We start from the raw sequence: 13,590 nt of genomic DNA on the forward strand, positions 1-13,590 counted from the left end.
ATCAATTTTATATGTGCAAAGATATAGGAGGGGAGGGAGGCAATTCTGTAACCAATGTTACAACAACCGGAATTTATTTTTTGTTTTCAGTTATCTTGCAATCGGACTGAATTGCTTTTGAGTTTAATCATTATTATTGTTTGGTCGGAATTATATTTGAGACTTTACCGTCAATGCGACTAAGAAGAGCAGTTTCGTCCTTCAATCCCATCGCAACGGGAGGAAAGTGAGCGGCCTACCTGTTTCAGACTTTGAATCTAAAGAGCACAACCCGTATCTGAGCACTAAATTCATCTATTCAGGTAAGCAGATTCGAGGGGAAGGCTATCGTACAACCGGTATCAGGGGAATGAATTCATCGGTCAACTGATTATAGGGCTTGGAGCACTAGTAGTCAACTTATAATTGCCAATTAGGGAAACTATTCAATGAATTAGTCGAAATAACAGGATACATTACCCCAATCTTGTACATGATTCGGGGGTAAACATGTACAAGATTGAATCCAATCATGTACAAGATTGAGGGTAAACATGTACATGATTCAGCTAGTTCATCGCCAATAAAACATTAGTTTGCCCTTATGTTCGGATTAGTTCTCTTGGTTCAATCCGCTAATTGTCGGTGTGAAGACTGCTGTCTTTCGGGGGTGGCTTTGCAGAGTGCCTTATTGATTCATCCCCGCATCCCGATAATGGAGGTGAGGGATAGAGTAGTGCGCAAATAGATGCCGGGGTGGAGTAGATTTGTACTGCCCCCTGGTATAGTTTGCTATTTATATTTGTAATAACCAAATAATCAATGTAATGAGATTGTGTGACGAGCCAAGAATGGTGTAGAGGGTGGAGTAAAATCGTACTTCCAACCTTTTCTGAAATTAAATTTTGAAAATTCTTTTTTTTGAAGATTTTTTTCAGATTTATATATCCATACATAAAAACCGCTGTTTTATCTCCACCCTCTGCACCACGGTTGTTTCTAATAATAAGATTATCAGATTTATATTGATTTTTAATTGTAAAATAATATATGTGTTAAAATAGAAAGAACCTCACATCACAAGGTGGCAACATCGGCTTGATGCTTAGAAAACAGCTGTTTTATTCTGCTAAGGGTGTTGTTTTACCGAATCATCTCCTTAAGTTTTTCTTTATTAATGATGGCGATGTGCTTTCGGTCAACTGTAATCAGCCCCTCTTCCTGCATATTTGCAAGTTCCCGTGCTAGTGAAGGACGTGATACACCGAAGTAATCAGCCAACTCCTGTTGTGAGCGGTCCATTACCAGTTTGTCTCCTGCCGAAGCCGAAAGACGAAGAATATACGAGGCTAATTTCTGTTTGATGTTTTTAAAGGATAGAAAAAATAGTTTGTCGGAAATAGTTTTGGCATAGTTGGCAGAGGTGTTCAGGTAGTTCTCCAGGAACCGTTTGTTGCGTTGGAAGAGAATGAGTATACTCTCTTTTGGAATAGAGAGGGCTTCCACATCTTCATTGGCAGTTACTTCTACCGGATACTTGTTTTCTGTCCCAAAAAGGAACAGAGGAGCCAATGCCCGTGGAGCATGTATATCTTCTATTTTTATCAGTTTTCCGGAATAATCAATCATTTCGCCACGTACACTTCCTTTCAGCAGGATGATGAGTTTATTGCAGACATCTCCCTGAAAAGCAAGAATATCTCCTTTCTTGTAGCTCTTGATCTGATAAGATATTCCTTCAATGTTTTGTGCCAGCTCATCGGGTGATGTTCCCCTGAAAAGCGGGTTCCCTAATAGAATTTCGATCATCTGATTTATATCTTTATGAGTGAATAATCACCAAAGATATAAAATAAGTTCTTATTGGCTGCGAGTGGCGGTAAATTCTTTATGCCCTGTTTTCGGCCATGATTTGATTTTGCTTGCTGATTTTTTTAATGTGTATTGTCAACATAGCTATTGCTGTGAAAAACGACATAAAGTCTGATACAGCCATACTTCCCCATACTCCTTTTGTTCCAAACATTGACGGAAGAATCAAAAGGCAAGGCAACAGATATATCAACTGGCGGGAAAGAGAAAGGAAAATGCTGACTTTAGCTTTACCAATACTTTGGAAGAAGTTGGATATTACTATCTGGCAACTTACCAATGGAAATGCAAGAACGGATATTCGTAAACCAGTAGCAGCAAGACCAATTAATGAATCGTCGTTTGTGAACATGGCCGAAATGGCATGAGGAAAGAGTTCGCATAAGACAAATCCCAGCGACATAATAGAGAACCCGGCAATGATACCTGCTTTTAGTGTCTTCTTTACGCGGTCAATTTGTTTGGCTCCGTAGTTGTAGCCAATGATTGGCTGCATACCCATGGTAACGCCCAGTACCACCATTACAAAAAGTGTTTGTACACGGTTGATGATACCATAAGCACCAATGGCCATGTCGCCGCCATTATCTTCGAGACTCTTATTAATAATGATTACAATTCCGCAGGCACAAACGTTCATCAGGAAAGGAGACATGCCAATAGAGAAGATATTCAGTACTACCTGTTTCCTTATTTTGTGAAATCCTTTCTGAAAATGAACATAACTGTCTTTATTCATAAAATGATGAAGCACCCATATCATACCGATGAACTGTGAAATTACGGTAGCCAGTGCCGCTCCTTTAATTCCCCAATGGAACTTAAAAATAAAGATAGGGGCAAGAATCACATTTGCAAGAACGGTTATCATGGACGATAACATGGCTTTCTTTGGGTATCCTGTAGCACGCATCACGTTATTCAAACTAATCATGGTGTATGATATAGGAGTTCCTAACAGAATCACTTGCATAAAATCATGCGCATATGGCAATGTAGTGCTACTAGCTCCGAAGAAAATCAGTATCGGATTGAGAAATATCAGAAAGAGAGAGCCGAAAACCACAGAATTGACCAGACACAACATCAGTACCGTTCCCAGAACCTCTGTAGCTCCTGCACGATCTTTCTGTCCCAGACGAATGGACGAGATGGCCGAACCGCCAATTCCTACCAGAGTAGAAACAGCAATTATTAAGTTCATCAAAGGGAAAGAAATAGCCAGCCCTGAAATAGCCATGGCCCCAACACCGTGACCGATAAATATACTATCAATGATGTTGTATAATGAGGTTACCGTCATCCCGATAATCGCCGGGATGGAATATTGAAGCAATAATTTACCGATAGGTTCGGTACCAAGAATATGTGGATTGTTTTGATTAGTCATAAACGACTTTACATTTTTTTAGCGCTGCAAAGGTAGGAATAATTTGTTGTATTGAAGAATTATGAAGACCTTTGCACAGGAAAAATAATATTATAGTTAATGAAAGAATCTAAAATGATGGCTGCTCTTTTTGATTTTGACGGAGTTGTGATTGATACGGAAGATCAGTACAGTACCTTTTGGGAAGAACAGGGGCGTAAATATCATCCCGAAATACCCGGATTTGCTCATGTAATTAAAGGGCAAACATTGATGCATATATATGAAACTTATTTCGAGGGAATGGAAGAGGAGAAGCAAAAGCTTCGGAAAGACCTGCTGCTTTTTGAGGGAAACATGCAATATGACTATATCCCCGGTGTGCTTGACTTTATAGAAGATTTGAAGATGAACGGGGTAAGGATGGCGGTAGTTACCAGCTCGGATACTTGTAAGATGGAGAAGGTGTACCGTGTTCATCCCGAAATAAAAGAGATGTTTGATGTCATTGTTACGGCGAATATGTTTAAGGAATCCAAACCTCATCCGGAATGTTTCTTGCTGGGGGCAAAACTGCTAGATGCAACACCTGCACAGAGTTTTGTGTTCGAAGACTCTTTTCAGGGATTACAAGCAGGGAATGCTGCCGGGGCTACTGTTATCGGGCTGGCAACCACCAACCCCCGCAATGCTATTCAGAATAAGGCGCATCATGTAATTGACGATTTTACTGGATTTACCTTTAAAAAGCTGATGGCATTAAAAGGATGATTGCTTATTAATGTTTTCAATTCTAGTAACATTAATGGTATCGTGAACCTTTCACTGAAAAAAAGGTTTTATACTAATAACAGAACTTTTATTTGCGGATATATAAAAAGTAACAATTAATGCCAATCATCTTTTTAATGAATTCCTTTTCACATTTGGCAATAAGCACTACCTTTGCGTTCAATTTTGAATAAAATGCAATTTAATATTCTATAATTATGGCTGGATATATTAATGAAGATACCAGAAAGGTGACAACTCACCGTCTGATTGAAATGAAGCAAAAAGGAGAGAAGATCTCCATGCTGACTGCATATGACTATACCATGGCCCAGATTGTTGACGGGGCAGGTATGGATGTTATACTGGTAGGCGATTCGGCATCAAATACAATGGCAGGAAATGTAACCACTCTACCAATTACTCTCGACCAGATGATTTATCATGGTAAATCAGTGGTTCGTGGTGTAAAACGTGCAATGGTTGTTGTAGATATGCCATTTGGCTCATACCAGGGTAACCCGCTGGAAGGATTGGCATCTGCCATACGTATCATGAAAGAGTCTCATGCCGATGCTTTGAAACTGGAAGGGGGAGAAGAGATTATTGAAAGTGTTCAAAAGATTCTTTCCGCCGGTATTCCTATTATGGGACATCTTGGGTTGATGCCGCAATCCATAAATAAATATGGAACATACACCGTTCGTGCAAAAGATGATTTTGAAGCTGAGAAACTTGTTCGTGATGCTCATTTGCTCGAAGAGGCTGGATGCTTTGCAATAGTACTGGAGAAAATACCTGCTGCCCTTGCACAAAGAGTTGCAAACGAACTGACCATTCCTATAATTGGTATCGGAGCCGGTGGGGGAGTAGACGGACAGGTATTGGTTGTTCAGGATATGCTGGGAATGAGCAAAGGATTTAGTCCTAAGTTCCTTCGTCGATATGCCGATTTACATACGGTAATGACTGACGCAATCGGACAATATATTACCGACGTCAAAAGTCGTGATTTCCCTAATGAAAACGAACAATACTAGTTTGTAGAAAGTAATCCAATAAAAAAACCTTGCTGATATCAACACAGCAAGGTTTTTTTATTGAATATAATTAATAATATCTTATACTAAAGGGTTAAGCCCCTTTTAATCCTATTTTTTAGTTGCTTTTTGATGTTTTAGGGGTCATCTCTCCTGTTATATAAAGTCTTACCAGTTCTTCTTTTGCATTGCTTCGGATGGTAATGCTCTTTTTAAATTCACCAGGATATTTACCTGCTCCGTTGTATGTAACCTCAATCGTTCCTTTCTTGCCTGGCATAACAGGTTCCTTTGTGTATTCGGGAACAGTACATCCACAAGAAGCTATAGCCTGGTTGATTACCAACGGTGCATCTCCGGTATTTGTAAATGTAAATATGCATTTAACCTTTGGGCTTTCTTCGGAGAATGTACCAAAATTATGCACTTTCTTGTCGAAAGTAATCTCAGCCTGCTTTTCTGCAGAAGCATAAGTAACTCCCAAAAATAGGAGCATCAATAAAAAGAGAGTCTTTTTCATTTTTTATTTCGTTTTTATGACACACAAAGGTAATAGTTATAAGTTAATAATGAATATGTTTATTCGGAAATTAACAAACTTAAAATATTACAGATTTATATTTGGTATTTTGATATTATAATATTCATTCTTTAATAAATAGATTGTTAAATATGCATTTGTTATTTGTATTTGCATGTTTATACATTTTTGATAAAATAATCAGGATAATTCGAAACAATCTTATTTGTTTGTTCTTTTAGATAAGACTTAAGGCGCCATTTTATATGGTTTTATAATAGTTAGTTAAACAATATTTATGTAAAAACGTATAATCATCCGCTTTTAGGGTTAAAAATAATAATAAATGTTAAATTAGGTGCTATTCGTTATAAATCCTAAACCTTTTAAGATACTTTTAGAACACGAGTTGTTATACAAGAAAATCCAAAGGTTTTGTGTATATAAGCACTAATCTTTCATAGCGGTATATTAAGATCTTTTTTAGATTGTTAATTACCGAAGTATTTTTATTGAACACAACATACACCTGCTTTTAACCCAGACCTTAGGCTTTATTTATTTCTTAATATTAATTAAAAGAAAATTTGATGAAACCTAAAGACAATTTAATGCATGACCATAAAAAAATTGAGGTGATGCTTGGAATCCTAACTAAAATCGGAGAAAATATCAGAAAACATCAAAATCCAGTATTGGAGGAAATTGATCAGATTATTGAATTCCTGAGGCTGTTTGCCGATAAACTTCATCATGGAAAAGAAGAAACTATTTATTTCCCTGCACTGTTTGAATATGGAATGGCCAATGAAAACAGTCCAGCTGCCGTGATGCTTTTCGAGCACGAGGTAGGAAGAGGGTATATTAGAGATATGGCCTCGGCTGTTGAATCATTGAAAAAAGGAGAAAAGAATGCAGCCAATCTTCTTGCAGAATCAATCGAGAGCTATGTTGAGCTGATGGAAAACCATATTTTAAAGGAAAATACGATTTTGTTTTCGATAGGAGACAAGTTGATCCCTCCTCCAAAACAAGAGATTCTCTACAAAGACTGTCAGTTGATGGATAGCAAATTTGGTGAAGATCAACATCAACGCTTTAATGAGCTATTGCATCAGTTGGAAAAAAAATATCTAGCCTAAAAACTAACTAACTAATATATACCTATTTACTATTTTATGAAGAAACATATCAAAAATAATATCTACTGGGTTGGAAAAAATGACTGGGAATTAAGGAGATACGCAGGTTATGATTATTCGGCTTACAGAGGGACAAGTTACAACTCATATCTCATTCAGGAAGAGAAGACTGTTTTAATAGATACAGTTATAGCTACTTTTGGCGATGAATACATAAAGAACCTGGCAAAGGAGGTGGATTTATCTTCCATTGACTGTATAATCTGTACCCAATCAGAGGGTGATCACAGTGGGGCTTTGCCAAAACTGATGAATCTAATTCCGCATACACCTATTTATTGCACAGCAAATGGCAAAGAGGTCCTGATGGGCAATTATCATCAAAACTGGAATTTCGTAACGGTTAAAAGTGGTGATAAACTGCCAGTTGGCAATGGAAAAGAAATCATTTTTGTTGAATTTCCATTAAATTCTTCCCCCGATACGATGTTTTGTTATATGACAGAAGAAAATGTTTTGTTTAGTAATGCATTGTTTGGTTGTCATTTAAGTTCGGAACTCTTGTTTAACGATTTGGTAAATCAGTGCGATTTAAACTTTGAGACTATTAAGTATTATGCCAATCTCATGAATCCACATGGGAAAGTTATTACCAATACCATTAACGAATACATCCGAAAAAATATTCCAATCGATGTTATTTGTCCTAGTCATGGGATAATTTGGCGTGAAAATCCGTTGCAAATAGTAACCAAGTACCTTATGTGGGCAAATAATTATCATGAAAATCAGGTTACCATTATATATGATACAACATATAATGCTACACGAACAATTGCCGAAAGTATTGCTGATGGGATATATTCTGCCGACCATAGGGTTGATGTTAAGTTGTTGAATGCATCTATATGTGACCGGAATGATTTAATTACAGAGGTGTTTCGTTCAAAAGGAGTTTTGGTGGGCTCTCCATGTTTGAATCACGGAATACTTCCTTCTATATCCTGTTTTCTGGATATGACAAAAGGGCTGAAGTTCAAAGACAAAAAAGCGGCTGCATTTGGTAGTTATGGTTTGAAAGATGCCTCAGTCAGAATGATATATTCTAAACTGAAAGAATCTGGTTTCGAAATTGTGATGGATCCTATTAGTTTTAAATGGTCACTTACCGATGAGGCTCTTGAGGCAAGTAAGAATTACGGATGGCTTTTCTGGGATCTCCTAAGCAGAAATGACTGATACCTATGATTGATTTTTTACTCAGATAAGAAATAGAGAGAGCGTTCCGGTAACATAAAAAGACTATCGACTGATAGCGACTTATATATCTGGCACGCTCTCTCCCTTTTTGTTTGCGAGGAAATATGAAGAGCAAACGTTTATAATAAATTAGATTATCAGGAAGTTAAAGGCCTAATTGTGTTCCTTGATAGATAGCCAAATAAAAAGAGAGTGAAATCGCATTTGCGAGACACTCTCTTTTATCTGTTTGTAATCGGATTTAAATTGTATATTTAAATTTTGATTGTAGGTTATCGTTTAGAGAAATCCGGATTCTTTTTTTTACCGCTTTTTGCGATCAGGATAAATGGGAAGACATATTCCACAATCCATTTTTCCGAATATCCTAATTTGTTATTGTATTTTCTTACATCACGACAGGTTTTACGCACTTCATCAGCTTTCCAGTCATCCTTAGTTAGAATCTTATGGATGGTTTTCTCTGTAATTGAATAAAGAGCTTTCGTGAAAAATCCAGGTAAAGCCATTTTTAGTTGCATTTGATTGCTAACAACCATTAACAGGTCGTTTGAGAACCCCTGAAATACGAAAAGAAATGATTGTGCATCAGTTTGCTTCTTACAATTGGTTTTAATTGAAGAATCTAATTCCTTAAAGAATAAATCACTAAGACCATAGTTCTGCATTAATAACTTTCTAGCATGTGATCTTTCGGCAACTCCCAGCTTTCCATTTTGTGTTTGAAGCTTAAAGGTTCTTTTGAACATGGCCATATCAGGTAAAGCATTGATATTGGTAATGCCTAGGTTGATGGCCATTGTTGACTGATAATATACGCGGATAAGCGTAAAATAGTATTCAATTCTCGACTGAACTAATTCAGTTTGTTCTTCTCTTGATTTTCTTAATTTTGGAAATAATTTCATAGCTCTGTTTAAATTTGAACCGAAGATAAGGAGAACTTGTTTATTAATGGCAATTTGTGCTATTAATTTTCAGATTTTTATTAATTTCACACACCTAAGACGCATGATAAATATAATAATCACATTATTATATGTGATTGCTTGAAATAATACAGAGGTCTAAATATGTCAATAATTAAAATGTGGTGATACTTAATAATTGATTAGTTTTGGAATTTAGCGGGTAATAAATCCCGGCTTATCGTTTCCTGATTGTATTTTTGTAGTTAATACACCTATTATATATGTCACTTTGGAATCCATGGCATGGTTGCCATAAAATTAGCCCTGGTTGTCTGCATTGTTATGTTTATAGGATTGATGCAAAGCATGGAAGAGACAGCTCTTTGGTAACAAAGACAAGGGATTTTGATTTGCCTCTGAAGAAAAAGCGTAATAAAGAGTATAAAATTCCTTCGGGAGATGTTGTGTACACCTGCTTTAGTTCTGATTTCTTTCTTGAAGATGCTGATGAATGGAGAATAGATGTATGGAATATGATCAGGGCTCGGAATGACCTGCATTTTTTTATTATAACTAAACGTATTGACCGGTTTAATAATTGTTTGCCTGATGACTGGAAGGATGGCTATGAGAACGTGACAATTTGTTGTACAGTTGAAAATCAGGATAGAGCAGATTATCGTCTACCGATTTACTTGAAAGCACCGATAAAACATAAAATTATTGTTTGTGAACCGCTTCTGGAGCAAATAAATCTATCAGCCTATCTAGGAACAAGCATAGAAGAAGTGGTAGTGGGAGGAGAATCGGGCCATGATGCCCGCGTGTGTAATTATGATTGGGTGTTGGACATTCGAAAGCAATGTATTGAAAAAAAGGTCCCCTTTTATTTCAAGCAAACTGGCGCTAGGTTTATTAAAAATGGTCGTCTTTATATACTTCAAAGGAAGTTTCAGCATTCACAAGCCAAAAAAGCGGGGATTGACTATAGGTAATTATTAATTCAATTTCTAGTTGTTATTAATAATTGTGCATTAATTAGTGATTATTATAACGTTATATTATACCTATTAATATAAACTTACTGTTTATTGGTTAATAATATATAAAATATAATACCTTGTATAACATAGTACTGTGGTTATGCCTATATTTGAATAATCAAATGATCAGGCTATGAATGTAGACAACGTAAAATCTCAAATGCGCAAAGGAATGCTCGAATATTGCATTCTGCTTTTGTTGCATAAAGAGGCAGCCTATGCTTCGGATATTATCCAGAAGTTAAAGGAGGCCAAGTTGATTGTGGTGGAAGGAACACTTTATCCTCTGCTCACAAGATTGAAGAATGACGGTTTACTTGAGTATGAATGGGTAGAATCAACTCAGGGGCCACCAAGAAAATATTATAAGCTTACTCCTGATGGAGAGTTGTTTCTAGATGAACTGGAAATTTCCTGGAGAGAATTAAATGAAACTGTGAATCATATTGCATCAAATTGACCTATAAAAAATGAAAAAGACATTAACTGTGAATTTAGGAGGTACTGTATATCATATTGATGAAGATGCGTACCAATTGCTGGATCAATATCTGGCCAATCTGAAGTTGCACTTTCGTAAAGAAGTGGGTGCCGAAGAGATCTTGAATGATATGGAAATTAGGATCTCAGAGTTGTTTACAGAGAAAGTGAGTGCCGGGTTTCAGGTTATTTCTATAGAATATGTAGAAGAAGTAATTGCCCGGATGGGTAAACCAGAAGAACTTCCTGAAGCAGAGGCAGGAAGTGAAGAATCTGCTACAGGAGAGACCTTTCGAGAAAGTCATAAAAAACAAGAGGAACCGGTTCATCGCCGTTTCTTCCGAAATTCCGATGATATGATTTTGGGAGGAGTCGCTTCTGGTTTTGCCGCTTATATGGGGTGGGATACGACTGCGGTTCGCTTGTTGATGCTTCTTTTATTAATCTTAGGGCATGGAGTGGTTGTCATTATATACATTATATTGTGGATTTCAATTCCGTTAGCTAATACAGCAGCCGAAAAACTGGCAATGAGGGGAGAACGTGTTACGGTGGAGAATATTGGTAAAACAGTAACCGACGGTTTTGAGAAAGTGGCAGATGGAGTTAATAAATATGTTAAGTCTGGGAAGCCTCGCACAACATTGCAAAAAATCGGAGATGTAATTGTACAGATAATAGGGGTTTGTATAAAAGTAATTCTTGTATTACTGGCTCTGTTGTTATGCCCAGTGCTATTTGCATTGATATTTGCACTTTTAGTGCTGATATCCACGGCTGTTTCAATTGTGTTAGGAGGTGGAGTTGGTCTTCTGGGACTACTTCCGGTATTTAATGATAGCGTAATTGTACTGAACTCTCCAGGAGGAATTATCTGGGCATGTATTGTTGGAATAGTGTTGGTTGGCATACCATTGGCCGGGTTGGTTTATGCCATTTTTAAACAACTATTTGGTTGGAAGCCTATGTCTCTGGTTGTTAAAATCACATTATCAGTGTTATGGCTCATCAGTTTGGTTATTTCAATCTTTTTGTTTCCTACTACATTTTATCCTTTTTGGCATCATTATGTATATTCTATAACAGTTTGATATAGATATTATTATATATAACAGGTTTAAGGCAGTTATTTTTGATTTAGTAATCATTAATATCTGCCTTGATTTTTTTGAAAATAAACTAATTTATCTGATTTCCTGTTGTTTAGGTGAGTTTGTATTTAGTGTCGAAAAGAAAATTAGTGTTTTATGATTTAAAAATTCCCTAAAAGAACGCTTGTGTGATATTTTGTTTTTATCTTTGTGAGACCCCAAAAACGGGGTTATTTGAGAAAAAATAACTAAAAAAATAAAATAACTGCTTATGTCACAAATAGTAGGGCGTATCTCACAAGTAATTGGTCCTGTTGTGGATGTATTCTTTGAGAGTACGGGCGAAAAAGTACAGCTGCCTCGTATTCATGACGCCATGGAAATAAAACGTTCAAATGGGAAAACACTTATTGTAGAAGTTCAGCAACACATCGGAGAGAACACTGTACGTTCGGTGGCCATGGACAGTACCGACGGTTTACAGAGAGGTCTTGAAGTAATTGCTATTGGGGCTCCCATTACGATGCCTGTTGGAGATCAGGTGAAAGGACGCTTGATGAACGTGATTGGTGAAGCTGTAGATGGCATGGAAAGTCTCGAGATGTCGGGAGCTTATCCCATTCACCGTGAACCACCTAAATTTGATGAACTAACAACTTCAAGTGAAGTCTTGTTTACAGGAATCAAGGTGATTGACCTGCTGGAGCCATATGCAAAAGGTGGTAAAATTGGATTGTTCGGTGGTGCCGGTGTAGGTAAGACAGTTTTGATTATGGAGCTGATCAACAACATTGCAAAAAAAGGGAATGGTTTCTCTGTATTTGCAGGTGTAGGTGAACGTACCCGTGAAGGTAACGATTTGCTCCGTGAAATGATTGAATCGGGAGTAATTCGTTATGGTGAGGAATTCAAGAAATCAATGGCCGATGGTAACTGGGACCTTTCTTTAGTTGATAAAGAAGAGTTGGCAAAATCACAGGCTACCTTGGTATATGGACAGATGAATGAGCCTCCAGGTGCACGTGCTTCTGTTGCTCTTTCCGGATTATCTGTTGCTGAGTCTTTCCGTGACTCAGGTGCTTCAGAAGGAATACAAAAAGATATTTTGCTCTTTATAGATAATATTTTCCGTTTTACTCAGGCAGGTTCCGAGGTATCTGCATTGCTCGGACGTATGCCATCGGCAGTAGGTTATCAACCAACACTGGCTACTGAAATGGGTGTTATGCAGGAACGTATAACTTCAACTAAAAATGGTTCTATCACTTCTGTACAGGCGGTTTATGTTCCTGCTGATGACTTGACAGACCCTGCTCCTGCAACAACCTTCTCTCACCTTGATGCTACAACAGTATTAAGTCGTAAGATTACCGAGCTCGGTATCTATCCTGCTGTTGACCCACTGGAATCTACATCACGTATTCTTGACCCATTGGTAGTTGGTCAGGATCACTATGATACTGCTCAGCGAGTGAAACAGATTTTGCAACGAAACAAAGAGCTTCAAGATATCATTGCAATCCTAGGTATGGAAGAGTTGTCTGATGAAGACCGTCTGACAGTGAACCGTGCACGTCGTGTACAACGCTTCTTGTCACAACCGTTCACTGTTGCCGAACAGTTTACAGGTGTAAAGGGTGTGATGGTTTCTATAGAGGATACAATCAAAGGCTTTAAAATGATTATGGATGGTGAAGTAGATTATTTGCCAGAATCAGCCTTTCTGAATGTTGGTACCATCGAAGAAGCTATTGAAAAAGGTAAGAAATTGTTGGCTCAGGCTCAATAATTTTTTCTGAGCATTTAAGAATATCATAATAACATTATGAAAGTAGAAATATTATCACCGGAACGTACTCTTTTCAACGGCGATGTAGACCTTGTTACATTGCCGGGTACTAACGGGAGGTTTACAATTTTGCAGGACCATGCTCCTTTGGTATCTTCCTTAAGAAAGGGAGTTATACGGATTAAGCCTTTTGAAGGGGATGAAATAGAAATCCCGGTCAATGGTGGATTTGTGGAAGTCAAACGGAATGTTGTTTCTGTTTGTGTAGAATAACATAATTGTATACTCTTAAATCGAAAAATCAATTTTAATCTATGGGTCTT

The 13,590-nt window shown here is 37.3% G+C and carries 13 protein-coding genes; 9 read left to right on the forward strand and 4 right to left on the reverse strand.

From position 1 onward, the window contains the following. Window positions 1–1,122: 1,122 nt before the first annotated feature. Complete coding sequence (locus ABWU87_RS03665; protein WP_353333383.1) at window positions 1,123–1,788, reverse strand: Crp/Fnr family transcriptional regulator; 666 nt, start codon at window positions 1,786–1,788, stop codon at window positions 1,123–1,125. A 79-nt stretch (window positions 1,789–1,867) separates the two neighbouring features. After that, entirely contained in the window at window positions 1,868–3,241 is a 1,374-nt protein-coding gene (locus ABWU87_RS03670) for an MATE family efflux transporter (protein WP_353333385.1), read from the reverse strand. Between the two features lie 99 nt (window positions 3,242–3,340). On the opposite strand from ABWU87_RS03670, the gene ABWU87_RS03675 reads away from it, so the two are divergent. After that, the gene (locus tag ABWU87_RS03675; RefSeq protein ID WP_353333387.1) at window positions 3,341–3,991 is read left to right on the forward strand and encodes an HAD family hydrolase; all 651 of its coding nucleotides are present in this window, start codon (window positions 3,341–3,343) and stop codon (window positions 3,989–3,991) included. A 218-nt stretch (window positions 3,992–4,209) separates the two neighbouring features. Further along, window positions 4,210–5,031: a 3-methyl-2-oxobutanoate hydroxymethyltransferase gene (panB, locus tag ABWU87_RS03680; protein ID WP_353333389.1), complete on the forward strand. Its 822-nt coding sequence runs from the start codon at window positions 4,210–4,212 to the stop codon at window positions 5,029–5,031. 118 nt (window positions 5,032–5,149) lie between these two features. Here panB and ABWU87_RS03685 read toward each other — a convergent pair whose 3' ends face one another. Continuing rightward, window positions 5,150–5,551: a DUF1573 domain-containing protein gene (locus ABWU87_RS03685; RefSeq protein ID WP_353333391.1), complete on the reverse strand. Its 402-nt coding sequence runs from the start codon at window positions 5,549–5,551 to the stop codon at window positions 5,150–5,152. Window positions 5,552–6,141: 590 nt separating this feature from the next. On the opposite strand from ABWU87_RS03685, the gene ABWU87_RS03690 reads away from it, so the two are divergent. Then, window positions 6,142–6,693, forward strand: coding sequence for a hemerythrin domain-containing protein (locus ABWU87_RS03690; RefSeq protein ID WP_353333393.1), 552 nt, complete (start codon window positions 6,142–6,144; stop codon window positions 6,691–6,693). 36 nt (window positions 6,694–6,729) lie between these two features. Then, entirely contained in the window at window positions 6,730–7,932 is a 1,203-nt protein-coding gene (locus ABWU87_RS03695; protein ID WP_353333395.1) for a flavodoxin domain-containing protein, read from the forward strand. Window positions 7,933–8,225: 293 nt separating this feature from the next. Here ABWU87_RS03695 and ABWU87_RS03700 read toward each other — a convergent pair whose 3' ends face one another. Then, window positions 8,226–8,861, reverse strand: a complete 636-nt coding sequence (locus tag ABWU87_RS03700; RefSeq protein ID WP_353333396.1) for a hypothetical protein — start codon at window positions 8,859–8,861, stop codon at window positions 8,226–8,228. Window positions 8,862–9,145: 284 nt separating this feature from the next. Between ABWU87_RS03700 and ABWU87_RS03705 the strand changes: the two genes are divergently transcribed. From ABWU87_RS03705 to atpC, 5 genes are all read left to right on the forward strand, one after another. Then, entirely contained in the window at window positions 9,146–9,859 is a 714-nt protein-coding gene (locus ABWU87_RS03705; protein WP_353333398.1) for a DUF5131 family protein, read from the forward strand. 181 nt (window positions 9,860–10,040) lie between these two features. Then, on the forward strand, window positions 10,041–10,367 hold the full coding sequence (locus tag ABWU87_RS03710) for a PadR family transcriptional regulator (RefSeq protein ID WP_353333400.1): 327 nt from the start codon (window positions 10,041–10,043) through the stop codon (window positions 10,365–10,367). Between the two features lie 10 nt (window positions 10,368–10,377). After that, the gene (locus ABWU87_RS03715) at window positions 10,378–11,478 is read left to right on the forward strand and encodes a PspC domain-containing protein (RefSeq protein WP_353333402.1); all 1,101 of its coding nucleotides are present in this window, start codon (window positions 10,378–10,380) and stop codon (window positions 11,476–11,478) included. A gap of 271 nt (window positions 11,479–11,749) precedes the next feature. Further along, window positions 11,750–13,267: a F0F1 ATP synthase subunit beta gene (gene atpD, locus ABWU87_RS03720; RefSeq protein ID WP_353333404.1), complete on the forward strand. Its 1,518-nt coding sequence runs from the start codon at window positions 11,750–11,752 to the stop codon at window positions 13,265–13,267. A gap of 36 nt (window positions 13,268–13,303) precedes the next feature. Then, a complete protein-coding gene (gene atpC, locus ABWU87_RS03725) occupies window positions 13,304–13,540 on the forward strand; it encodes an ATP synthase F1 subunit epsilon (protein ID WP_353333406.1) in 237 nt (78 codons plus the stop codon). The last annotated feature ends 50 nt before the right edge of the window (window positions 13,541–13,590 follow it).

The sequence above is a fragment of the Bacteroides sedimenti genome, assembly GCF_040365225.1.
Taxonomy (GTDB): domain Bacteria; phylum Bacteroidota; class Bacteroidia; order Bacteroidales; family Bacteroidaceae; genus Bacteroides; species Bacteroides sedimenti.